The sequence below is a fragment of the Holophagales bacterium genome (assembly GCA_016719485.1).
In the GTDB taxonomy this organism is placed as follows: Bacteria; Acidobacteriota; Thermoanaerobaculia; order UBA5066; family UBA5066; genus UBA5066.
Window position 1 is genome coordinate 485,982 of the sequence record JADJZB010000004.1, and the last position, 23,728, is coordinate 509,709.

The window sequence follows — 23,728 nt, forward strand, 5'->3', positions numbered from 1 at the left end:
ATGAGAGCGTCTCTCGTCGCACTCCTCGCCCTTGCCGTCACGCTTCCCCTCTTCGCCGAATGGCCGCCCAAGGGGCGGGGCGAGGCGACCCGCTCCCCCGTCTGGGCCGAGCACGGCATGGTGGCGAGCGCCCAGCCGCTCTGCACGCAGGCGGGCGTCGAGACGCTCCGAAAGGGCGGAAGCGCCGTCGATGCCGCGATCGCGACGAACGCCTGCCTCGGCCTGATGGAACCGACGGCGAACGGCCTCGGTGGAGATCTCTTCGCGATCCTCTGGGACCCGGCACGAAAGAATGTCGTCGGCCTGAACGCGTCGGGTCGCGCACCTCTCGCGCTCACGGCCGACAAGGTCCCGCCGCTTCCCGACGGCACCATCCCGCTCTACAGCCCGTACGCCTGGACCGTCCCGGGCGCCGGCGACGGCTGGCTCGAGCTCCACGCCCGGTACGGGAAGCTCCCGCTGACGGAAGTCCTCGCCCCGGCGATCCGCTACGCGGAAGAAGGCTTTCCCGTCTCCCCCGTCATCGCCACCGACTGGGCTCGCGGCCCCGCCCGCTTCGGAAGCAAGCCCGGCTTCGCGGAGGTCTTCATGCCCGGGGGGCGAACGCCCCGGGAAGGCGAACGCTTCCGCAACCCGGCTCTCGCCAGGACGCTTCGCCTTCTCGCCTCGAAGAAGAGGGCGGGCTGGGAGGGCGAGTTCGCCGACGCCATCGTCGCGTTCTCCAGGGCGAACGGCGGCTTCTTCGCGAAGGAGGACTTCGTCGGCCACCGCTCGACCTGGGACGCCCCCATGTCGACGAACTACCGCGGCTACGACCTCTGGGAGCTCCCGCCGAACACCCAGGGGCTCGCGGCGCTCCAGATGCTGAACCTCCTCGAGGGGTACGACCTCGCGAAGATGGGGCGTGGCAGCGCCGACTTCTGGCACCTCATGGTCGAAGCGAAGAAGGTCGCCTATGCCGATCGCGCCCGCTACTACGCCGACCCCGCCTTCGCGAAGCTCCCGCTCGAGCGCCTCCTCTCGAAGGAGTACGCGAAGGAGCGGGCAAAGAAGATCGACCTGAAGCGCGCCTCCCGCGAGGACCCACCCGACGAGGAGGCCGTGCTGAACCGCAAAGAGACGACCTACCTCTGCGCGGCCGACGCCTCCGGTCTCATGGTCTCCCTCATCCAGAGCAACTACACCGGGTTCGGGTCGGGCTACGTCGTCCCGGCCCTGGGCATCGGGATCCACAACCGCGGCTCGCTCTTCTCGCTGAAGAAGGGGCACCCCAACTACCTCGAGCCGGGCAAGCGCCCGTTCCAGACGATCATCCCCGCGTTTCTCACGAAAGACGGCCAGCCGCTCATGGCCTTCGGACTCATGGGCGGCGACATGCAGCCCCAGGGGCACGTCCAGGTCGTCGTGAACCTCGTCGATTTCGGCATGAACCTCCAGGAAGCGGGAGACGCGATTCGCTTCCACCACACCGGGTCGAGCGAACCGACAGGGACGGTCATGAAGGACGGAGGAGAGCTCTACCTCGAGGAGGGCCTGCCGGAGCCGGTCCTCCAGGAGCTGATGAGACGCGGTCATAGGATCGGAAGGGAGCCGGTCGGCGCCTACGGCGGCTACCAGGCGATTGCCCGCGACCCGTCGACGGGGTTCTTCCTCGGTGCGACGGAGAAACGAAAGGACGGGGCTGCCGCAGGTTTCTGATTGGTCGGGAACGCATTCGGGGAGTCCCGGCCGGGCCGGTGAGCGGTGTAATCTGCCCGCCATGAGCGTCCAGACCGCAGAGAAGGCCACCCCCCGCGTCTCGGAGCGGGGCCGGCGCGTCCCCGCCTCCCCCATCCGCAAGCTCGCCTCCTTCGCCGACGCGGCGAAGAAGCGCGGCGTGAAGGTCTACCACCTGAACATCGGCCAGCCCGACCTCGAGACCCCCGCGCCGATGCGGGACCGGCTCGCGCAGATCCACGACAAGACCTACGCCTACACCCCCTCGAACGGCACCCCCGAGTGTCTCGACTTCCTCGTCGGCTACTACCGCGGCCGCGGCGTCGAGCTGACGAAGAGCCAGGTCATCACGACGACGGGCGGGAGCGAGGCGGTCCTCTTCGCCTTCATGGCCTGCTGCGAGACGGGCGACGAGGTCCTCCTCGTCGAGCCCTTCTACACGAACTATCGCGCCTTCGCGGCGATGGGGGGCGTCGAGCTGAAGCCGATCGTGACCCGCGCCGAGGACGGATTCCACCTTCCCGCGCGCGGGGAGTGGGAGAAGGCGCTCACGCCGCGGACGAAGGCCGTCATCCTCTGCAACCCCAACAACCCGACCGGGACCGTCTACTCGAAGGAGGAGCTCGTCCGGGTCGCCGAGTTCTGCCGCGACCACGGCCTCTTCCTCATCGCCGACGAGGTCTACCGCGAGTTCGTCTACGACGGGCGAGAGATCACGAGCGCGCTCTCGCTTCCGGGCTTCGAGGACGTCGTCGTCGTCGTCGACAGCCTCTCCAAGCGCTACAGCGCCTGCGGCATCCGGCTCGGCTGCCTCGTCACCCGCAACCCCGAGGTCTACCAGTCGTGCCTCCACATGGCGCAGGGGCGCCTCTCTCCGCCGGGGCTCGCGCAGGCGATCGCTCCCGGCGCCGCCCTCCTCGGCCCCGAGTACGTCGAGGGCGTCGTCAGGGAGTACGGCCATCGGCGCGACATCCTCTTCACCGAGCTGACGAAGATCCCCGGCATCTTCTTCCGCAAGCCCGAGGGCGCCTTCTACTTCGTCGCGCGCATCCCGGTGAAGGACAGCGAGGACTTCGCCCAGTGGCTCCTCACCGACTTCCAGCTCGACGGCGCCACGGTCATGGTCGCCCCGGCGGACGGCTTCTACGCGACGCCGGGCCTCGGCAAGGACGAGGTGCGGATCGCCTACGTCCTGAAGGCCGAGGACCTCACCGCGTCCTGCCGGATCCTCGAGGCGGCGATTCCGGCGTACCGGGCCGCGCGAGGGCTCTGACCCGGGAGAATGAGGACTCGCAAGGGCCGGTTTGAACAGAATCCGGCCCTTGCATTTCCGGGAAACGGGCGCCACATTCTCGCCAAGGGACAGGCAACCCAAGGGAGTTCCCTCCACTTACAGACCTCACTACCCCTGGTCGGCGAGGAACCACTCTCCGCCGCCCCCCTCCTCGCAGGCCAGGGACGCCGGGAGCGAAGCTCAGGTGCTCGCTCCCGGCAGCTTTTTCAGGGCGCCCCTGAAGCGGGACCGCAGGCCGAGGTAACGTCCGTCGCGTGAAGGACTCCGTCGCGTTCGCCCTGTGCCTCGGCCTCGCAGCGCTTTCCACGGCGTGCGGAGATGTGGCGACCGGGCCGCCTCCTCCCGGCCCGGCGCCCGCCCTCCCGGCGGCGGCGCCGAATCCCGCTCCTCTGCCGCCTGTCCGCCCGCCCGAGACCCTCGAGCGTCTCGGGGCCACCGGGCGCGCGCCCGTCGAGGTGAGGGCCGTCGCGGTACAGGGCCATCCGCCGCTTCCCACGTACCGGGCGACGATCCGCAACGTCGCCGATCTTCCGGTTCGCCGTGTCATCGCGACGGTCGTCTACCTCGACGTCACCGGCAAGGCCCTCGTGGGCGAGAACCAGGACGTCGCGTTCGGGAGCCCGCTCGAGGCGATCGACCCGGGGACGGCCCTCGAAACGATGTTCCTCTCGCGCGTCGACATGGCCCCCGAGGTCCGGCTCGTCGTCAGGGTCGTCACGTTCCTCGAGAAGGGCACGGGGACCGACCCGGTGCCGCGCGAGTGGAAGAACCCTCGCTACGAGTCGGAGCTGGCAAAGGCCGAAGGCCGGCGCTGATTCAGGCCCCGGGCTGCGCGTCCCGCACCAGCAGACCTCGGAAGCTCCCCCGGTAGGTCCAGAGGAGGAACCCCTCCAGTGCCACGATGACCGGCACGATCCAGAGAAACGCCGGGTCGAGGAGGAGGTGGTAGAGGGTTATCGAGACGACGCCCGGGGCGAGAAGTGCGAGGCCGAGCGGCACGAAGCGGTTCGAAAGGAGAAGCAGCCCCGCTCCCAGCTCGATCGCTTTCACGACCTTCATCCAGCCGCTCTCGATCAGCATCACCTGAAAGGCGTGCGGGGGAGCGATCGGGAGGAGGCCGAGGAAGCCGCCGACGCCGGTCGCGGCGAAGAGCGCTCCGAGGGCCAGACGCGCAGCCGGGACGACGTGTCTCATCGACGCGCCCGCGTGGCCTGAGGCGCACCACCCGGCGGGCCCATCACAGCAGCTCGGCGAGACCCGGGAAGCCGGCCCGGAGCCGCGCCGCCTCCGGGGCCAGGTCCGCCAGGAGAACGAAGTCCGCGAAGTCGAATCCGGGTCCCACGGTGCACGACACGAGCGCCAGGTCGCCGAGGGGCCGCGCCGCCTGCCACGCGCCGGCGGGAACGACGGCGATCGGCTCGAGACCTTCGCTCGCGCGCCCGAGGACGTGCCGCTCGACACCCGCGAGCTCCGCGTCGACGACGAGGACCTCGAGCGGGTCCCCTTCGTGGAAGAACCATACCTCGTCGGAGAGCACGCGGTGCCAGCGGCTCACCTCGCCGCGCGAGAGGAGGAAGAGGATCGCGGTCAACGCCGGACGGCGAACGAGCCGCCCGGAGTCCTCGACGACCGTTCCGGAACGGTAGACCTGCCGGTAGCGCCCGCCTTCGGGATGGGGTTCGAGCCGGAGGGCGGACGCGAGACGGACGGCGAGGTCGCTATCCGTTGCCATTCGCAGCTCCCTTGCGGACGACCCACGTCGTCATGGCGCGCTGGCCCGAAACCACCGTCGTCTTGATCGGATCGAGGAGCTTTCCGCCGAGCTCCGCCGTGAGCGCCGCCAGGTACGCCTCGTCGACGAGATAGCGGTCGGTCCCGTCGGGGAGGGCGTAGCGGCGTCCCCCGCGCGGCTCGACGCGATCCTCCATCCCGATGGAGGAGGCGAGACGGCAGAAGAAGAGGCCCCCGGGCGCGAGGAGGCGCCACGTCCCGCGGAGCTTCGCGAGGAAGTGCTCCTCGTCACGGGCGAAGTGCAGGACGGCATTTGAGAAGACGACGTCGGCGCAGCCGTCGGGAAAGCTGCTGGCGTCGACCGGCTCCTGCCGGAAGCTCGAATCCGGAAGCGACGGAGCGAGACGTTTCGCGAGAGAGCGCACCGCTTCGATCGCGCCGGCGTCGGAGTCGAGCGCGAGGACCTCGTAGCCCTCGCGCAGGAAGAAGACGAGGTTCCTGCCGCGGCCGCAGCCGGCGTCGAGGACGCGCATCCCGGGCGCGATCCGCCCGCGCAGGATCTGGTCGAAGAGGTAGATGTCGATCGCGCCGAAGAGGGCTCCGAGGTCCGTGGCCTTCCGTTCCGCCTCCGGTTCCGGTGCCGTCGTCATCTCCGGGGACTCCCGTTCGGGCCGCTCGACTCCAGCCACTCCCTGATCCGCGCGTAGACCTCGGGCCGGCCGAGCAGGTCGAAGTGGTGCATCCCGCGCGCGATCCACGTTCGCGAAGGGGCGAAGAGAAGCGTCCGCTCCGGGTCGACGTGGTGACCTAACGCGCTCTCGACGGGAACGAGGCCGTCCCCGGCCAGCCGGCTTCCCGGCCTCGCGGTCTCTTTCGTCGTCGTCGCCGCGATGGCGAAGAAGGCGACTCCCCGGGGCAACGGGAGCGGACGCCGGGTGTCGCCGCGATGTGCGAAGCGATCCTCACCCTCCCAGTCGTCGTCGAGCAGGTTGCCGTGACGCAGGTCGGTGATCCCCGCGCTCCGGATCTTCCCCAGCCGCGCGAACGGGAGCGCGTACGGGCTGACACCCAGGGCGGCCTGGACGAGGTTCCCGCCGCGTTCCAGCGGCGAGCCGTGGTGGGGCGTGCCGAGGAAGACGACGGAGCGCAGGCTCCGCGGCCAGGAGTGCCCGGCCTCGGCCGCGTAATGGAGGGCGCTGCGCGTCACGAGGCCGCCCATGCTGTGGGCCACGATCGTCAGCTCCGGAGGGGGAGCGGGTCCGCTCGCCAGGAACGTCTCGAGGAGCCGGGCCAGCTCGCGGCCGTTCGTGGAGACGTGGCGGCCCGAGTTGTAACGGAGATAGACCGGCAACAGGCCGAGGTCGCGCTCGAGCGCCGCGCCGTGGTCGTGCCCCTCCCGAGTCCATTTCTCGTCGTTCACACAGAGACCGTGAACGAGGAGGACGAGCTTTCCCGCAGGCTGCGGTACGACGGACGCGAGAGACCGGGCGTCCGGATCGAGCACCTGGCCGTTCCGTCGCAGGTGCATCGGGATCGCAAGAGGGTTGCCGCTCTCTTCGAGGTAGTCGCCGAGGACTCCGTTCAGCGCCGCGAGGATCGCATCGCGGCGGGGCGAAGGCTTCAGCTCGCCGAGGAGGGGCGCGAGACTCGCGAGGGAGGCATCGACACCGCTCCCGACGAGCCGGGTCACGCCGCGCACGTTGCCATAGACGACGCCCGTGAGGCCGCTCGTCGAGCCGCCGGGCGGCGCGCCGGGCGGCCCCGGCCCAGCCGAGATCGTCTGATGCACCGCCTCGACGAGCTCCGTCACGCCCAGCGTCGCCTCGGCGGCCAGCCGGCCGAGGCCGCGAAGGTGGCCGGATCGGGTGTTGGGAGTCTTCGTCATCGGAGCGTCGCGCGTTGCAGGGCGGAGAGTACCCCGCGACCGGACTGCGGCCGTCCCTCTCCGGTTCCGATGCGGCGAGGATGCGACACCCCGGGAGAGAATCCGTCACGATGGCCGGCGCTCGCAGCAGCTCGACGATCGTCATCCGGGGCGCGCGCGAGCACAACCTCCGGGACTTCGACGTCGAGATCCCGCGCGGGAGCCTGACCGTCGTCACCGGCGTCTCCGGCTCCGGCAAGTCGTCCCTCGCTCTCGACACGCTTCTCCGGGAAGGGCAGCGCCGCTTCCTCGAGCTGATGCCGTCCTTCGCGCGGCAGTTCGCGGGGGGATTCCGGCGGCCCGACGTCCGCGGGATCGACGGGCTCGGCCCCGCGATCGCCGTCGGGCAGAACGTGCACCTCGGCAACCCACGCTCCACCGTCGGCACGATGACCGAAGTGTGGGACCTCCTGCGGCTGCTCTACGCGCGGCTCGGCGAGGCTCCGCCCGGCGTCACGCTCTCGCGCGGGCTCTTCGCGTGGTCCGGCGAGGGGGCCTGCGCCACCTGCAAGGGTCTCGGCCTGGAGGACCGGCTCGACCCGGAGCTGCTGGTCGCGCATCCGGCGAAGACGCTTCGCGAGGGCGCGCTGCGGGTCTCGACCCCGAACGGGTACCTCATGTACTCGCAGGTGACGCTCGCGGTGCTCGACGAGGTGCTTCGCGCGCACGGCGGCTCGGTCGACGTCCCGTGGCGGGAGCTCTCGGACGAGGCGCGCGGCGTGGTGCTCCACGGTTCGGACCGGCTCCTCGTCCCGTTCGGCAAGCACCCGCTGGAGAACCGGCTGAAGTGGAAGGGAATCACGGCGCGTCCACGGCAGGAGGGCCACTACCGCGGGCTGCTCCCGGTGATGGAGGAGATCCTCCGCGGCAAGCGCAACGACTCGATTCTCCGGTTCGTCCGGACGAGCCCCTGCCGTGCCTGCGAAGGCACGCGGCTGGGTCCCGAGGCCCGCTCCGTGCGCTGGCAGGGGCGTTCGATCACCGATCTGGCGCGACTCACGGCCCACGAGCTGCAGCACCTGTTCACCGGCGTCGCGGACAGAGGCCCGGTCCTCGCACCCGTCCGCGCCGAGCTCTTCGCGCGCTGTGCGCTCATGGACGAGCTCGGGGTCGGGTACCTCTCCTTCGACCGCGCCGCGCCGACCCTCTCGACCGGAGAGGCGCAGCGGCTGCGCCTGCTGACGCTCGCGCTCGGCGAGCTGCGCGGCCTCGTCGTCGTCCTGGACGAGCCGAGCGCCGGCCTGCACCCACACGACATCTCCCGCCTGCTGGGGGTCCTGCTCCGCCTCCGCGACCGGGGCCAGACCGTCGTCGTGGTCGACCACGACGCGCAGCTCGCCCTGAGCGCCGACTGGCTTCTCGATCTCGGCCCCGGCCCCGGCACGAAGGGCGGGCACCTTCTCTACTCCGGACCGCCGGCCGGGCTGATCGGTCCGGAAGGGCCCGACACGCCGACCCGCAGGTGGCTGATCGAGGAGTCCACCGCCGAGCCTGGGGCTGCGTGGCCAGGACGCGCGGGCGAGGAAGGCGAGCTCGTCACGATCTGCGGCCTCTCCCGGCATTCCGTCGTCGACGCCTCGCTCACGCTTCGCCTCCGGTCGATCAATCTCGTCACGGGGGTCGCGGGCGCCGGCAAGACCTCGCTGCTCGCGGCCGCCGTCGAGAGGCTGCGTGTCGACGGCCCCTTCCCGCGGATCGTGACGGTCGACGCGGACCCGATCGGCCGCACGCCCCGCTCGAACCCGGCGACCTACACCGGCGCCTTCGACCACATCCGCGACCTCTTCGCCGCGACCGCCCAGGCCCGGGCGCTGGGGTTCGGCAAGGGGCACTTCTCGTTCAACACGGCCGGGGGCCGGTGCGAGTCGTGCGAGGGCGCGGGCGTCCACGAAGTCGGAATGCGCTACCTCGGCTCGGTCGACCTCGTCTGCGACGCCTGCGCGGGCCGGCGCTTCCACCCCGACGTCCTCGCGGTGCGGCTCGACGGGCAGAGCATCGCGGACGTCCTCGCCGGCAGCATCGAGGCCGCAGCCGGGCTCTTCCGCGGGCACCGGAAGCTCTCGCACATCCTGACCGCGCTCGTCGACCTCGGCCTGGGCTATCTCCCGCTCGGGCAGAGCGCGACGACGCTCTCGGGGGGCGAAGCCCAACGCATCAAGCTCGCGACCGAGCTCGCGAAGGCGACGAGCCCGGCCCTCGTCGTCCTCGACGAGCCGACGATCGGCCTCCACGCGGCCGACGTGACGGTCCTCGTGACGGCGTTCCGGCGCCTCTCTGCCGGTGGGCACACCCTCCTCGTGGCCGATCACGACCTCGGGCTCGTGCGCGGGGCCGACCGGATCACCGAGATCGGTCCCGGCAGCGGTCCCGAAGGGGGACGCGTCGTCGTCGCGGGAACGGTCGCCGAGATCGCGGCGTGCCCGGAGGCGCCCACCGGCGCAGCGCTCCGCGGTGAGTTCTCCATCCGGCAGGCCGTCGACGGGGAGCCTTCGGTGCAGACCGGGCCGGGACGGCCCGACGACTCCCGGGTCGAGAACGCCCCTCTCGAGCTCACCGGCGTCACGACCCACAACCTGCGCGGCGTGACGGCCTCGTTCCCAGCCCCCGGCTTCACCGTCGTGACGGGCCCCTCGGGTTCCGGGAAGTCCTCCCTCGTCTTCGACACGCTCCTGGCGGAATCCCAGGCGCGCTTCGCCGATCTCGTCTCTCCCTGGGCGCGCCGTTTCCTCCCGATGCGCGGCGGCGCCCGGCTCGACACCGCCCGAAACCTGAGGCCCGCGATCGCCGTTCCCGCGCAGCCGGGACGGCGAAACCCGCGGACGACCGTCGGAACGGTGACCGAGATCGACGAGCTGCTCCGCCTCCTCTTCGCCCGGGCCGGCTCGCGGCCGTGTCCCCGATGCGGGCTCCCGGCTTCAGGCCCGGCGTGCGCGTGCGGGGAGAGGCTCGAGCCGCTCTGGGCCGCCGACTTCTCGCCTCACTCCGAGCGCGGCGCGTGCCCGCTGTGCCGGGGGCTCGGTTTCGCCCAGGCCTGCGACCCCTCGCGCCTCGTGACGCGCCCCGATCGACCCCTGGACGGCGGGGCTCTCGAAGGCACACGGTTCGGCGCCACCCTGTCCGAGCCCGACGGCCAGCACGTCGCCACCTTCCGGGCCGCCGCCGAAGCTCTCGGCCTGGCGGTGTCGGGCCCCTGGCGTGAGCTTTCCCTCGAGGCGCAGAAGCTCGCGATGCACGGCGCGGGCGACCGGCTGTTCGCGGTCGAATGGAGCTACCGCCGCGGAAAACGCAGCGGCGTCCATCGATTCGAGGCCCGCTGGGCCGGGTTCGCCCGGCTCGTCGAGGCCGAGTACGAGAGGGTCCACGCGGACGAGCGCGGCGAGGAGCTCGAACCGCTCCTCGTCGACCGGCCCTGCGCGGACTGCGACGGAGAACGGCTGAAGCCCGCACCGCGCGCGGTGACCTTCGGCGGCCTTCGGGCGCCCGAGGCGTCGCGCCGCGAAGCCGACTCTCTCGGCGTGTGGCTCGACAGTCTCGAGCAGGGTGCCGCCGCTGCGCCGGTCTCTCCCGGAATCCTCTCTCTCACGGCCCCGATCCGGCTCGACCTCGGCCGCCGCGTGCAGGCCCTCTGCGACACCGGCCTCGGCTACCTCGCGCCCGAGCGCGAGCTCGCGACGCTTTCGGGCGGAGAGGCGCAGAGGGTCCGGCTGGCGGCCGCGCTCGGCGGCGGCCTGACGGGCGTGACGTACGTCCTCGACGAGCCGACACAGGGGCTCCACCCCCGCGACACGGCCAGGCTCGCCGCCGTCCTGCGGAGCCTCTCCGCCGCGGGGAACGCCGTCGTCGTCGTCGAGCACGACCCCGACCTCGTCGCGGCGGCGGACCACGTCGTCGAGCTCGGCCCCGGTGCCGGTCCGGATGGCGGGCGCATCGTCGCCTCCGGTTCACCGGCCACGCTCGAGGCGGACCCGTCGACGTACACGGCCCGCCTCCGTGTCCACGGCCGCACCATCCCGGGCAGACAGCGGCCGACCCTCTCCCCGGGCGTCACCGTGTGGGGCGCGACGCGCAACACGCTGAAGGGTATCGACGTGGAGATCCCTGCCGGCGGCCTCGTCGTCGTCACCGGCGTCTCCGGCAGTGGGAAGTCGACCCTCGTTCTCGAGGTCCTGGCGCCCTCCCTGCGCGCCGCGATGCGCGGCGCCGCGCCCGTCGGGTGCCGCGCGCTGGAGCTGCATGCGCCCTTCGAGGCGGTCCTCTCTTCCGACCAGGACCCGCCCGCCGCGGGCGGGGGCAGCACCGTGGCGACGATCTCCGGAGTCGCCGAGCGCCTGAGGAAGCGCTTCGCCGGTACGCCCGGGGCGCGCGCCCTCGGGCTGTCCGCGAAGGCGTTCTCGTCGCGCACACCCGGCGGTCGCTGCGAGACGTGCGGCGGCCGGGGCATCGTCACGGTGGCGATGGACCTCCTCCCTGACGTGACCGTCGGCTGCGAGGCGTGCGGCGGCCGCAGGTTCTCGGACGCCGTTCTCTCCTGCCGCCTGGACGGACGCAGCCTCACGGACGTCCTCGACGCGCCCGTCGCCGACGCCGCCTCCTGGTTCGTTGGCGATCCTGCCATGGAGGTTCCTCTCGCTGCCCTCGTCGAGATCGGCCTCTCCTACTTGCGCCTCGGGCAGGAGGCCACGGCGCTCTCGTCGGGCGAGCGGCAGCGGCTCCGGCTCGCGCGCCTCATGGCAACGCCTCGCGCCGGCCGCACCGCGCTCCTCCTCGACGAGCCGACGCGCGGCCTCGGGTTCGACGACGTCGGCCGGCTGCTCGCCGCGCTCGGCCGGCTCGCGGCGGAAGGCCACCTCGTGGTCGTCGTGGAGCACCACCGCGACGTCCTCGCGGCGGCCGACTGGCTCGTCGAGCTCGGTCCGGAAGGGGGCGAGAGAGGCGGAAGGTTGATCCGGGCCGGTCGGTGAGAAGATTCGACCGGTAGCGGACGAAGGACGGGTAGAACGTGACGTCAGGCCTCGAGGTCGCCCCCGGCAGGGTTCCCGAAGGGGAGGCGGAGCGGATCCTCCGCGAGCAGAAGGCGTTCTACAAGGACCTCGTCGAGGCGCAGCCGCGCGGGATCTACCGCCTTCGCGTCCGCCCCCTGCCTCCGCTGGCCCCCCAGGACTGGCAGGCCGCCGCCGACGCGGCCTACACGGTCGAGTTCGTCTCGACGCGCTTTTCCGAGATCACCGGCATCGACCCCGCAAGCCTCGGCTCGAAGCCAGGATCCATCGCCGATCTCGTCGTTCCCGATGACCGGGGAGGATTCGTCGCGGGGAACGCCGAGGCCGTCGCCCGATGCCTGCCGTTTCGCTGGGAGGGGAGGCTCGTCGTGAACGGGCGGGTCCGGTGCATCCGATTCGAGTCGATCCCGAGGCTGCTCGAGGACGGCGACACGGTCTGGACGGGCACGGTCGAAGACGTGACGGAGTCTCGGCAGGCCGAGGAGAGGCGTCGCGAATCCGAGGCTCTCTTCCGGAGCTTCTTCGAGATGCCTCTGGTCGGCGCCTGCATCACCTCGCCGACGAAAGGCTGGCTCGAGGTCAACGACCAGCTCTGCAGGATGCTCGGCTACACCCGCGAGGAGCTCGCGTCGATGACCTGGGCGTCGCTCACCCACACCGACGACCTCGACGCCGACGTCACCCGGTTCGAGAAGGTCGTCCGGGGCGAGATCGACGGCTACAGTCTCGAGAAGCGCTTCCTCCGGAAGGACGGCAGCGTCGTGCCGGTCCACCTCTCCGTGAGCTGCGTCAGGACCGGGGACGGAGCCGTCGACTATTTCGTCGCGCTTCTCCAGGACATCACGGAGCGGAAGAAGGTCGAGGAGGAGCTGCGCACGCACCGGGAGCACCTCGAGGCGCTGGTGGCCGAGCGAACGGCCGAGCTGGACAGGCAGCGGCAGCTTCTCGACGAGACCTCGCGCCTCGCGAGGGTGGGAGGCTGGGAGTACGACGTCCGGAAGGCGGAGCTCACCTGGACCGACGCCGTCCGCGAGATCCACGAGGTGGAGCCGGGCTTCCGGATGACCGTCGAGAACGGGCTCGGGTTCTACGCGCCCGAATCGCGGCCCGTCATCGCCGAGCTCCTCGCCCGGGCGATCTCCACGGGCGAGCCCTTCGACGCGGAGGTCCAGCTGGACACCGCGAAGGGCCGCCGCGTGTGGGTCCGGGCGATCGGACGCGCGTACGTCGAGGACGGAAAGGTCGTCCGGGTCGGGGGTGTCCTGCAGGACATCGACGCGCGCAGGAGCGCCGAGGAGGACCTGCGGCGCCACAGGGCCCACCTCGAGGAGCTCGTCGCCGAGAGAACCGCCGAGCTGGAGAAGAGCCGTTCCCGCCTCGTCGAGGCCCAGGCCGTCGCCCACCTCGGGAGCTGGGAGTGGCACGTCGCCCGCAACGAGATCTGGGGCTCGGACGAGCTCTTTCGCCTGTTCGACGTGTCGCCCGGCGACCTCGCGACCCTCGAGCAGTTCTTCGGCCTCGTCCACGCCGACGACAGGGAGGAGGCGCGTCGCGCCGTCTCCGATGCGCTGGGACGAGGAGGGGGAGCGCTCTACCGGTCCACCTACCGGATCGGCCGGCGCGACGGACGCGTCCGTCACGTCAGCAACCGGGGCGTCGTCTCCGCCGACGAGCGAGGGCGGCCGTGGAAGATCGTGGGGACCAGCCTCGACATCACCGAGTTGAAGGATGCGGAAGACGCGCTGAAGGAGAGCGAGAACCGCTTTCGCCGCATCGTCTCCGAGTCGCCCTTCCCGATCGGCCTCTATGCCGAAGACGGCGAGATCCTGCTCGTGAATCGCGCCTGGTGCCTCATTTCGGGCTATTCCCCGGAGGAGCTCAGAACGATCGATCAATGGTCCGAGAAAGCCTACGGCGAACGCCGGGACGCCGCGCGGGCCGACCTCGAGTCCCGCTTCACCCTGGCCGAGTCGGTCCGCGAGGGCGAGTTCGGGATCCGGACCAAGGACGGAGGCCGGCGGTTCTGGGACTTCAGCACGGCGCCGCTGGGTCGCCTGCCCGACGGCCGGCGGATCGTGACCACCACGGCGATGGACGTCACCGACCGGCGGCTGGCGGAGGAGGAGCTCTGGGCCTATCGCACGCACCTCGAGGAGCTGGTCCACGCCAGGACCTCCGAGCTGGAGGCCGCGAACCGGGAGCTGGAGAGCTTCTCCTACAGCGTCTCGCACGACCTGAGGGCTCCGCTCCGCGCTCTCGACGGCTTCAGCGCGGCGCTCCTCGACGAATACCCCGACCGGCTCGACGAGAAGGGGCACCACTACCTCGGGAGAATCCGGGCGGCCGCCCGGAAGATGGCGAGCCTGATCGACGGTCTCCTGAACCTCTCGCGCCTCAAGCGGCTCGAGCTGAGCCTCGTGCCGGTCGACGTCAGCAGGCTCGCGACGAGCGTGGCGGCCGATCTCCTCGCCCTCGAGCCGGGACGCGCCGTGCAGGTCGTCGTCGCGGAGGGGATGAGGACCGAAGGAGACCCCCGCCTCCTGCACGTCGTCCTCGAGAACCTGATCGGGAACGCCCTGAAGTTCACCTCGAAGCGCTCCGGCGCGGTGATCGAGGTCGGCTGCGCGGAGGCCGACGGACAGAAGGCCTACTTCGTGAAGGACAACGGCGTCGGCTTCGACATGGCGCAGGCGGCGAAGCTCTTCGAGCCCTTCCAGCGCCTGCACGGCGTGGACGACTTCCCGGGCACCGGGATCGGCCTCGCGACGGTGCAGCGGATCGTCGCCCGCCACGGCGGACGAATCTGGCCGGAGGCGTCTCCCGGAGCTGGCGCGACCTTCTTCTTCACCCTCGGAAGCGACAGGACCTGACCCGCTTCCTCATCCCGGCTCCGCGCGGACGACCCTGTCACGGCCCCGTTCCTTGGCCTGGTAGAGCGCCCGGTCCGCGCGGGCCAGGAATTCGTTCGCGGATTCCGCCGCCCCGAGGACGGCCACCCCGGCGCTCGCGGTGACGCGTTCCGGGAGCCCTTCCACCACGAGCTGCCCGATACGCCCGCGAATCCGCTCCGCGATCATCGCCGCGGCCTCGATCGCCGCGCCCGGCAGGAGAAGGAGAAACTCCTCGCCGCCGGTCCGCATCGCGAGGTCGTATGGCCGCACGCTCGACCTCAGCGTCTCGCCGACCGCCGCCAGCAGCAGGTCGCCGACAGCGTGTCCCCAGTTGTCGTTGACCCTCTTGAAGTGGTCGAGGTCCAGCGCGAGGACGGCCAGCGGCTTCTGCTCGCGCCGGGCCCGCTCGCGTTCCCGTGGCAGCGACTCGTCGAGCGCTCGCCTGTTGGCGAGCCCCGTCAGCGCGTCGGTGCGCGCCAGCCGGGCGATGACGTCGTTGACCCGCTCGAGCTCGGCATTCTGACGCTCGAGCGCCTGCGTCCGTTCGGCCACGCGCGCCTCGAGCTCGGCGTTGGCCCGCTCCAGCCCCGCGACGAGACGCTCCCTCTCGCGGAGAAACCGCCACCGCTCGACACCCCGGCTCAGGACGGCCTCGAGCTCGGCGGGGCGCCACGGCTTGGTGAGGTAGAAGTAGATCTGCCCCTCGTTCACGGCGTCGATCACGGCCGTCAGGTCGGCATACCCCGTCAGGAGGATGCGGGCGGCGTCGGGACGAAGTCGCGCCGATGCGGCGAGGAGCTCGGAGCCCGTCATCCCGGGCATCCTCTGGTCCGAGACGATGGCCGCCACGTCGAGCGTCTCGAGGAGAGCGAGGGCGTCGGCCGGCCGGTCCCTCGTCACGACCTCGTAGCTGGGCTCGAGCTGGAACGCGAGCGCCGCGAGGATGCCGGGCTCGTCGTCGACGAGGAGGATCGTCGCCTTCGCGGTGCTCTTCTCGTTCGCCGTCGCCGGTCCCGGCGCCTGCACCACGTTGCGCGAGAAGCCGGTGCTCACCTTCACGTGGCGCCTCCTGCCGGTGCGGGAAGGAGGATCGTCACCAGAGTCCCGCGCCCCGGCTCGCTCTCGATCTCGATTCTCCCACCGTGAGACTCCACGACCTGGTGGGCGACGGCGAGCCCGAGACCCGTCCCCTCGCCGACCGGCTTCGTGGTGAAGAACGGGTCGAAGACTCTCGGAAGGTCCTTCCTCTCGATGCCGCTGCCGTCGTCCTCTACCACGATCCGAACGGCCTCGGCCTCCCGGCGGAGCCGTACGCGCACCGCCTGGCCCGGCCGGCTCGCCTGGATCGCGTTCGAGACGAGGTTGGCGACCGCCTGGTTGAGCGCGCCTGGCGCACAGCTCAGGCGCAGCTCGGCGGGGAAGTCCGTCTCCACGCGGATCCCCTTCTCCCGCTGCAGGGGCCCGAGAAAGCGGAGTGTCGCCGCGAGGCTCTCGACGAGGTCGACCTCCTTCCGCACGGCCTCGTCGAGCCTCGAGAACGTCCGAAGGTCCGTCACGAGCTGCCGTATCCGCTCGAGCCCCTCGCGATTCGAGGAGAGCCTGGCGGGGACCGACTCGGCCAGGGCCACGACCCTCGTCCTCTCGGCGGCCTCGTCGATCACGAGGGCCACGGCCGGAACCGCTGCGCGCAGCTCGTCGAGAGAGTCCCCCACGGTATTCACGAAGGCGAAGAGGCTCTCGAAGTCCCGCACGAGGGTCTCGGTGTTCGAGAGGATGAAGGCGAGCGGGTTGTTGATCTCGTGGGCCACGCCGGCCGTCGTCAGCCCGAGCGAGGCCATCTTCTCCTTGTGGACGAGGAGGGCCTGGGCTCGCCGGAGCTCGCCGAGCGTCCGTTCGAGCTCCCTGCCCTTCCTCGCGGATTCGCGCGTCGCCGCGGCGAGCTCGTTGTTCAGGTGCATCAGCTCGTCTCCGAGCCGACTCTCGTCCTCGACGGCCCGCACCCCCGCGAGGACGAGGCCTGCCCCCACTTCGATCATCGCCCGGAGCGTGACCGGGCTTCCGGCAGCGTCGAGCACGTTGACGAGCTTCGGGCCGTGCGTTCCCGGTCCGGCCTCGCAGAGGGCAGCGACGGACAGGGCGTCGGCCGCCGCGAGCAGATCGCGTATCGAGGTTCGGACCGCGGGTCCGCCCTCGATCCCGAGCAGCGCCCGGGCCGCCTCGTTCACTTCGACGATCCGGCCCTCGCGGTCTGCCCTGATCAGCACGATCCCGGGGGCGTGCCGGGCGAGCTCGGCGAGGAGTGCGAGGGGCTCTTCCCGGCCAGGTTCCGTCATGCCGGGCGGTCCCCGGCTTCCCGGAAGGTCGCCAGGGCGGCCGCGAGGGCGTCCCGGACCAGCCGGTCAACCGCCGCGTTCCAGCCATCCGGGTACCGTTCGCTCCGGTACCACGCCGTCAGCGCCGCGACGGCTCCGGGAAACCCGGACGACTCGTCCGCGGCCGCCGCGACGAGCAGCTGGGCCGCCTGGCGGCGCTCCTCGGTGGACCCGTACCCGGCCGACGCGACGAACCTCTCCTCGAGCGGGCCCGCGGCGCCGGCAGGGAGCGCCGCCTCACGGCGGGAGGAAATGAGGCTTGCCGCCTCCCGGAGAAAGGCGGGGCGGGCGGCGGCAACGATCGCGCCCAGCTCCTCCTCGAGGAGGAGCAGCTGCCGTTCGATCAGGAGGGAGGGCATGCCCCGTCGCGCCAGGACCCCGGCGAGCCAGACGACCTGCGCGATCGCGTCCGCCCGGTCCAGCAGGGCGAGAGCGGCGAGCCAGGCCACGTCGCTGCGCGTGTAGCGAAGCCCGCGCTCGCCCCACCGCTCCCGGAAGTAGGGAAACTCTCCGAGACACCGTTCTCCGGCCCGCTGGGCCGCGGCCGATTCCGCGGGGTCGGCCGGAACGTCGTGCGCTCCGGCCTCGACGTTCCAGGTCGTCGCGAGGAGGCGTCTCGCGGGCGCGCGGGCCGGATCGAATGAGGTGTGGAGACGCTCGAAACCCCCGGCGGCCGCAACGGCCGCGGCGACCACGCGCCCGCGGGTACTCCCGTCGAGGGCGGCGGCCTCACCGGACCCGAGAGCGTCGATCCGGTCGCGGAACGCCCGGAAGACGGGTCCGGTCTCACCGCCCTGGCCCGCGTACCATGCCGTGCCGCTCGCCCCGCCCGCAGAGGCGCGGGCGTCCTCGAGGTGTACGAGGTTCCCCATCGCGGTCCCCTCCGACACGTAGAGGTACCCGAGAAGCAGGACGGGATCCTCCGCCGCCACCCGGACGATCTCCCTGGCGAACGCCAGTGCCCGGGACGTTGCGGCCGGGTCGTCGGGAAGCGGGCCCCGGCGGTCGAAGAACGCGAGGTCCTCGAGGAGGAGCGCCAGCCGCGGAGCCGTTCCCGCCGCAACCCCGGCGACGGAAGGGTCCCGGCTCTGGGCGACGGCCCGCTCGAGGGCGGCCGTCACGATCGCCATCCCCCGGAGCTGGTCGACGTAGCGCTCCACGGGCAGCGCGCGGCGCGCGAGAGCGTCGAAGAACGGCAGCAGCTCGATGCGCCGGTGGATCGGCCAGACGGCCTCCTGGAGCCTTGCCGAGAGCGGATCGGGTTCGATGCTCAACAGCTTCTCCCGGCCTTCAGGCGGTCCTCGACAACGAGCGGACGACGCCCGCGACGGAGCGCAGATCCGGAGCCCAGCCGTCGGCCCCGATCTCCGCGACCTTCCCGGGTTCCGTCCGGAAGGCTCCGCCGCCGACGATGATCCGCGGGGACGACTCCCGGAACGTGGCCCTGACCGATCCGATCAACGACGCGGCCTTCGGCAGGTTCTGCAACATGGTGCAGGAGATCCCGAGCACCTCGGGGTGATGCTCGCCGATCGCGTCGAGGATCTCCGGGACCGGCACGCCGGCCCCGAGGAACCGGACCTCCCACCCGTCGGACTCGAGCGTATCGGCCACCATGTGGCCTCCGACCTGGTGCAGCTCTCCCTCGATCCCGGTCAGGACGATCCGCCCCCGGGACGCCGTGGACCGGGGAAGGTGCTCGTACAGGCGGGCGAGGACGACCTGGGTGATGCCCGTCGCGAGGTGCTCCACGGCCACGGAGATCTGGTTCGACTCCCACAGGCGCCCCACCTCGTAGAGGGACTCCTGGAGCACCTCTACGTAGAGGTCCCCGACGGCCCCCCCCCGCTGGACCACGCCGAGTGCGACGTCGATCGCGGCCTGGCGGTCTCCGGCGAGGATCGCGGCCAGATAGAGGTCCTTCTCGGACACGGAGGGGCACCTCCTCGCCTTTCTGTCTCGGACCGGACGCTGCCGGTCAAATCGTAGCAGCAGCGGACCGGTGGCGGTCCGCTCCGTTCACGCGTACGCGACGCGGTCCCGGCCCTCCGCTTTCGCCCGGTAGAGCGCAGCGTCCGCGGCCTCCAGGAGCGTCTCGGACGTGCTGCCGACCTTCGCGCCCGCGACGCCGATGCTCACGGTGACCGAGACGACTCCAGCGGCCGTCGCCACCGGGCACCCCGCGACCGCCCGGCAGACACGCTCGAAGACGCCGCTGGCGGCCGTCGGCCGGGCGCCTGGTGCGATCAGGAGGAACTCCTCGCCGCCGTACCGGCCGAGGACGTCGCAGGCCCTCAGGCAGCTCCGGGCCACGCGGGCGAAGGTGGCGAGCACCTCGTCGCCCGCGGGATGGCCCCAGGTGTCGTTGACGTTCTTGAAGTGGTCGAGATCGCAGACGGCGAGGCTCAGGATTCCCCCCTCGCGCGCCGTGCGCGCGAGATCCCGCTCGAGCGTCTCGAGGATGGCCCGCCGGTTCGGCAATCCGGTCAGGGCATCGTGCGCGGCCTGAAAGGCGAGAGCATCCCGGGCCTTCGCGAGATCGGTCTGCAGGTCGAGCATGCGCATCCCCACCCCGACGCGCGCCCGGAGCTCCTCGACGTCGTACGGCTTGGCGACGTAGTCGTTGGCTCCGGCGTCGAGGCCCTTCACGATGTCTCCCTTCTCGCCGCGAGCCGTGACAAGGACGACGTAGGGAGGGTTCGAGGTCTCCCGCCGGCGGAGCCGGCGGCAGACCTCCGGACCCTCGAGGCCCGGCATGTTCCAGTCGAGCAGAACGAGCGGAGGCGCATCCGGCTGCTGCAGTATCGCGTCCGCTGCGAGGCCGTCGGCGACGGCCGTCGGCTCCAGGCCCCACTTCCTCAGGATCGCCTCGAGGATGCGGCGCGACGTGACGTCGTCGTCCGCCACGAGGACTCTCACCGCAGGAGCTCCTTCATGCGAGGCTCGAGGACCGCGAACGCCGCCTCGAGGTCGGGAGCGAGCGCCGCGACCGCTTCGATCCGGCCCGCGCTGGCCGCCGCTTCGAGCACGCCGGCGACGGCGCTCATGGCCACGGCGCCCACGTTGGCCGAGGATCCTTTCAGGGAGTGCGCCTGCCGGCTGGCCTCGGCCGGGTCGCCCTGGCGCACCGCCTCCGCCAGCGCCGCCAGCTTCGTGGGCACGTCCTCGAGGAAGCCCCTGGTGATCTCCTCGATGAGGTCGGCGTCCCCCATGAGACGGGTCTCGAATCCGACCCGGTCGAAGACCGGCAGGGCCTCCACTGTTGCGACCGACGGGGAGGGCGGCAGGAGGGTCGGCCCCTCCTCCGTCGGCAGCCACTTCTCCAGGGCCGCCGCCAGCTCGGCCGGGACGATCGGCTTGGAGACGTAGTCGTCCATTCCTTCCTGCAGGCAGCGTTCCCGGTCGCCCTTCATGGCGTGGGCCGTCATGGCGATGATGGGGACTCTTCGTTTCTGCAGCCGGACCGCGTCGGAGCGGATCGTCCGCGTCGCCTCGAATCCGTCCATCACGGGCATCTGGACGTCCATGAAGACGAGGTCGTAGGGCGCGGCACGAAGGGCCTCAACCGCTTCCAGACCGTTGGCGACGGCTTCGGCCCGGTAGCCGAGCTTCTCGAGAACGCCGAGGGCCACCTGCTGGTTCGTCGCGTTGTCCTCGGCCAGCAGGATCCTGAAGCTCCGCCGCCGGGACTCGCTGAGCGAGTGTCGCGTGAGCAGGTCCGCCGCCTCGGTACGCCCCTTCTTCCGGCTTCGGCCCAGAACCGTCGCCAGGCAGTCGTGGAGCTGAGACTGCTTCACGGGTTTCGTCAGGTAGGCCGAGAACCCGATCTGCTCCAGGCGCCGGGCGTCCCCTCTGAGCCCCAGCGAGGTCATCATCACGAGGAGGGTGCCCTCGAGGAGCGGGTCCTCCTTGACGGCCCTGCCGAGCGACTCGCCGTCGGTCACCGGCATCTGCATGTCGGTGATCACGATACGGAACGGATCGCCGCTCGTGACGGCCGCGTGCAGCATCCGGAGAGCCTGGGCCGCGCTTTCGGCCTCCTCGTGCCTCACGCCCCAGGACGAGAGCTGCTCCGAGATCACGAGCCGGTTCGTGGCGTTGTCGTCCACCGCGAGGATGCGGACGCCCTTCACGTCCGCCATCTCGATCCCCTCGCCGCGGGAGTGCTCCTGCTTGCGGAGAAACACCGAGAACCAGAACGTCGAGCCTTCGCCTTCGACGCTCGTCACGCCGATCTCGCCCCCCATCAGTCGGGCCAGCCGCCGGCAGATCGCCAGACCGAGACCGGTCCCGCCGTACTGCCGCGTCGTCGAGGCGTCGACCTGCTGGAACGCGTTGAAGAGCAGACCGAGCTTCCCTTCCGGTATCCCGATCCCGGTGTCCCGCACCTCGAAGCGCACGTCCAGCGACGACGCGGTCTCGTTGCCGGCCGCGGCCTCGACGACGACCTCTCCCTTCGGCGTGAACTTGATCGCGTTCCCGATCAGGTTCACGAGCATCTGCCGCAGGCGCCCCGGATCGCCGCGGAGGAACGTCGGCATTCCGGGGTCGATGCGGCAGACGAGCTCGAGTCCCTTGTCCTGGGCCCGAACGGCGTGCATCTCCGCGACGTCCTCGAGCAGCGTCCTGAGGTCGAAGTCGACCTCGGCGAGCTCCAGCTTCCCGGCCTCGATCTTGGAGAAGTCGAGGATGTCGTTGATCACCGCGAGGAGCGACTCGGCGCTCGCGCGCACGACGACCGCGAACCGGCGCTGCTCGTCCGTCAGGTTGCTGTCGAGGAGGAGGCCGGTCATGCCGAGGACCCCGTTCATCGGCGTCCGGATCTCGTGGCTCATGTTCGCCAGGAACTGGCTCTTTGCGAGGCTCGCGGCCTCGGCCTCGTGGGCCATGTGGTGGGCGAGCGCGCTCGCGGCCTCAAGCCGCTCGTTCGTCTCGGCCTTCTCCTCGAGGGCCCGCTGGAGCACCTCCTCCGTGTTCTTCCTGTCGGTGATGTCACGCAGGATCCCGACGGCGTGCCACGCCCCTTCGATCCGGACGCCGGACAGGGAGAGCGCGACGGCGATCTCCCTGCCGTCCCTGCGCAGAGCCGTCAGCTCGCGGGTCTGGCCCACCGCTGCGCCCTGGCCGGTCCGCAGGAACTCCCGGTAGGCCGGCAGGTGCGCCGCGTGGAACCTCTGCGGCGCTATCAGGTCGTGGAGGTTCCGTCCCTTCACTTCCTCCGCCGTGTACCCGAGGATCCGCTCCGCAGCCGGGTTCCAGTACGACACGTTTCCGGACCCGTCCATCATCAGGATGGCGTCCTGGGCCGATTCCGTGATCGCGTGCAGCCGGGCCTGGCTCTCGTCGAGCGCTCCGGCGGCACGCACCCGTTCCGTGTCGGCGCGCGCGCTGAGAGTCCGGAGCACGAATCCGATCCCGGCGGCACCCGCGAGGAGGAGCGCTCCCGCGACCACCGCCGCCAGCCAGGCCCGCTCCCGCACGGGCGCGAGGACCTCCGCCGCGTCGACCCGCGCCGCGAGGAACCAGGGCGAGCCCTCCACGGGCCGCACGGCCGCGATGACCGGTACGCCCCTGTAGTCCGTGCCGTCGACGACCCCGCGCGCCCCGAGGGCCGCCTTCACGATGGGAACGTCCGTCCGGGCGAGCGGCATCCGCAGGCTCAGGGCGGAGCCCCTTCTGAACCTGAGCTCGTTGAGGTACAGGGCGTCGGTTCCGTCGCGACGGACGAGGAGCGTCTCGGCCGTGAGACTGGGTGTGGGCCAGCGCGCGATGAACGGATAGAGGAACACGTTCGGATCGATGCGCAGGCCGACGACCGCGAGCAGGGAGCTCCCCGCGTCGCCGTCGAGGACGGGCGCGAGGACCTTGAGGTAGATCTTCCCGTCCCCGTCGCTCTGGTAGAAGTCCTCCAGGACGACCTCTCCTGCACGCAGCTGCGCCTCGGACGCCGGAGAGACGAACGAGATCGCCCGCTCGGGCCGGTCGGGAATGACGATCCTCTTGCGAAATCCGGAATCGAGCAGCAGGACGGCGTCGTAGGCATAGGCCGCCTGGAATCGGCCGAGCCAGACCCTCAGAACGTCCTCGCTCCCGGCCTCGCCAGCGAAACAGGCCCGGACGAGGCGCGAAAACACCGGGTTCGCCGCGAACAGGGACGCGTCCCCGATCCGTTCCTGGCGCCACCTCGCCAGCTCGGCCGCCTTCAGGTCCACGACAGCCGTCAGCTGGCTCTCGACCTCTCGCCGGTGCGTCTGCTCGAACCCCCGGAAGTAGGCCGCTGCCGCCCAGAGGAGAGCCGCAGCGAGGCTCACGAACAGGACCGAGAAGAGAGCCTTCCTCTGTCGCCAGACCGGGGCGCGGCTGTTCATGGGACGTCCTCTCGCCGCCGCAGGCCGGAATCGGACATCGGACCGGGGCGAACGCTCGATTATGGCCCCTGCGATGACGCCGGACCCGGCCGCCGCCGACCGCCCGTCAGCGATCCAGGATCTCCCTCACCTTCCGTAGGAGGTCGAGCGGCTCCACCGGCTTCATCAGCAGCTCGAGGTTCTGGGCGAGCCCGCTGCGGCTCTCCAGGAACTCCGGGGAATAGCCGCTCGAGAACAGAACCCTGGTCTCCGGCGCGATCCTCCGGATCTCCTCGAAGGCCTCACTGCCGCTCTTCTTCGGCATGATCATGTCCAGCAGTACGAGCCGGATCCTGTCCCGGTTCGCCGAGAACGCCTGGACGGCATCCTGCCCATCCTCGGCCAGGACCACGTCGTAGCCGGCTTCCGAGAGGACGGTGTTCAGGAGCGCCC

At 71.2% G+C, this 23,728-nt stretch carries 15 protein-coding genes; 5 read left to right on the forward strand and 10 right to left on the reverse strand.

What is annotated here, in order from left to right; genetic code table 11:
- The 3 genes from ggt (at position 1) to IPN03_05030 (ending at position 3,825) form a co-directional block, all read left to right on the forward strand.
- Positions 1-1,698: a gamma-glutamyltransferase gene (gene ggt / locus IPN03_05020; GenBank protein ID MBK9373091.1), complete on the forward strand. Its 1,698-nt coding sequence runs from the start codon at positions 1-3 to the stop codon at positions 1,696-1,698.
- Between the two features lie 61 nt (positions 1,699-1,759).
- Positions 1,760-2,989 (forward strand): pyridoxal phosphate-dependent aminotransferase, encoded by a 1,230-nt coding sequence (locus tag IPN03_05025; protein MBK9373092.1) that lies wholly within the window; start codon positions 1,760-1,762, stop codon positions 2,987-2,989.
- A 275-nt stretch (positions 2,990-3,264) separates the two neighbouring features.
- Positions 3,265-3,825: a hypothetical protein gene (locus IPN03_05030; protein ID MBK9373093.1), complete on the forward strand. Its 561-nt coding sequence runs from the start codon at positions 3,265-3,267 to the stop codon at positions 3,823-3,825.
- Between the two features lies 1 nt (position 3,826).
- Here the strand turns inward: IPN03_05030 and IPN03_05035 are convergent, their stop codons facing one another.
- The 4 genes from IPN03_05035 to IPN03_05050 are packed head-to-tail and all read right to left on the reverse strand — an operon-like array spanning position 3,827 to position 6,626.
- The gene (locus IPN03_05035; protein MBK9373094.1) at positions 3,827-4,204 is read right to left on the reverse strand and encodes a membrane spanning transport protein; all 378 of its coding nucleotides are present in this window, start codon (positions 4,202-4,204) and stop codon (positions 3,827-3,829) included.
- 43 nt (positions 4,205-4,247) lie between these two features.
- Positions 4,248-4,742, reverse strand: coding sequence for a cupin domain-containing protein (locus IPN03_05040; GenBank protein MBK9373095.1), 495 nt, complete (start codon positions 4,740-4,742; stop codon positions 4,248-4,250).
- The gene (locus IPN03_05045; GenBank protein ID MBK9373096.1) at positions 4,729-5,391 is read right to left on the reverse strand and encodes a class I SAM-dependent methyltransferase; all 663 of its coding nucleotides are present in this window, start codon (positions 5,389-5,391) and stop codon (positions 4,729-4,731) included. Before IPN03_05045 ends, IPN03_05040 begins: the two co-directional genes overlap by 14 nt.
- Entirely contained in the window at positions 5,388-6,626 is a 1,239-nt protein-coding gene (locus IPN03_05050) for an alpha/beta hydrolase (GenBank protein ID MBK9373097.1), read from the reverse strand. The genes IPN03_05045 and IPN03_05050 overlap by 4 nt, the downstream gene beginning before the upstream one ends.
- 110 nt (positions 6,627-6,736) lie before the next feature.
- On the opposite strand from IPN03_05050, the gene IPN03_05055 reads away from it, so the two are divergent.
- Together IPN03_05055 and IPN03_05060 are read left to right on the forward strand one after the other, a co-directional pair.
- A complete protein-coding gene (locus IPN03_05055) occupies positions 6,737-11,626 on the forward strand; it encodes an ATP-binding cassette domain-containing protein (protein MBK9373098.1) in 4,890 nt (1,629 codons plus the stop codon).
- Positions 11,627-11,664: 38 nt separating this feature from the next.
- Positions 11,665-14,535: a PAS domain S-box protein gene (locus IPN03_05060; protein MBK9373099.1), complete on the forward strand. Its 2,871-nt coding sequence runs from the start codon at positions 11,665-11,667 to the stop codon at positions 14,533-14,535.
- 9 nt (positions 14,536-14,544) lie between these two features.
- Here the strand turns inward: IPN03_05060 and IPN03_05065 are convergent, their stop codons facing one another.
- The 6 genes from IPN03_05065 to IPN03_05090 form a co-directional block, all read right to left on the reverse strand.
- Positions 14,545-15,615, reverse strand: a complete 1,071-nt coding sequence (locus IPN03_05065; GenBank protein ID MBK9373100.1) for a diguanylate cyclase — start codon at positions 15,613-15,615, stop codon at positions 14,545-14,547.
- Entirely contained in the window at positions 15,612-16,889 is a 1,278-nt protein-coding gene (locus IPN03_05070) for a PAS domain-containing sensor histidine kinase (protein MBK9373101.1), read from the reverse strand. Before IPN03_05070 ends, IPN03_05065 begins: the two co-directional genes overlap by 4 nt.
- On the reverse strand, positions 16,886-18,202 hold the full coding sequence (locus IPN03_05075) for a biliverdin-producing heme oxygenase (protein MBK9373102.1): 1,317 nt from the start codon (positions 18,200-18,202) through the stop codon (positions 16,886-16,888). The genes IPN03_05070 and IPN03_05075 overlap by 4 nt, the downstream gene beginning before the upstream one ends.
- Positions 18,203-18,218: 16 nt before the next feature.
- Complete coding sequence (locus IPN03_05080) at positions 18,219-18,860, reverse strand: cobalamin-dependent protein (GenBank protein ID MBK9373103.1); 642 nt, start codon at positions 18,858-18,860, stop codon at positions 18,219-18,221.
- Positions 18,861-18,947: 87 nt separating this feature from the next.
- Positions 18,948-19,847 (reverse strand): diguanylate cyclase, encoded by a 900-nt coding sequence (locus tag IPN03_05085; protein ID MBK9373104.1) that lies wholly within the window; start codon positions 19,845-19,847, stop codon positions 18,948-18,950.
- Complete coding sequence (locus IPN03_05090) at positions 19,844-23,296, reverse strand: response regulator (GenBank protein MBK9373105.1); 3,453 nt, start codon at positions 23,294-23,296, stop codon at positions 19,844-19,846. The genes IPN03_05085 and IPN03_05090 overlap by 4 nt, the downstream gene beginning before the upstream one ends.
- Between the last annotated feature and the right edge of the window lie 432 nt (positions 23,297-23,728).

Bases quoted from the DNA above. Each gene is read 5' to 3' on its own strand.
- IPN03_05040 (MBK9373095.1), bottom strand. From the start codon at position 4,742: ATGGCAACGGATAGCGACCTCGCCGTCCGTCTCGCGTCCGCCCTCCGG.
- IPN03_05090 (MBK9373105.1), bottom strand. From the start codon at position 23,296: ATGAACAGCCGCGCCCCGGTCTGGCGACAGAGGAAGGCTCTCTTCTCG.
- ggt (MBK9373091.1), top strand. From the start codon at position 1: ATGAGAGCGTCTCTCGTCGCACTCCTCGCCCTTGCCGTCACGCTTCCC.
- IPN03_05025 (MBK9373092.1), top strand. From the start codon at position 1,760: ATGAGCGTCCAGACCGCAGAGAAGGCCACCCCCCGCGTCTCGGAGCGG.
- IPN03_05050 (MBK9373097.1), bottom strand. From the start codon at position 6,626: ATGACGAAGACTCCCAACACCCGATCCGGCCACCTTCGCGGCCTCGGC.
- IPN03_05070 (MBK9373101.1), bottom strand. From the start codon at position 16,889: ATGACGGAACCTGGCCGGGAAGAGCCCCTCGCACTCCTCGCCGAGCTC.
- IPN03_05055 (MBK9373098.1), top strand. From the start codon at position 6,737: ATGGCCGGCGCTCGCAGCAGCTCGACGATCGTCATCCGGGGCGCGCGC.
- IPN03_05035 (MBK9373094.1), bottom strand. From the start codon at position 4,204: ATGAGACACGTCGTCCCGGCTGCGCGTCTGGCCCTCGGAGCGCTCTTC.
- IPN03_05045 (MBK9373096.1), bottom strand. From the start codon at position 5,391: ATGACGACGGCACCGGAACCGGAGGCGGAACGGAAGGCCACGGACCTC.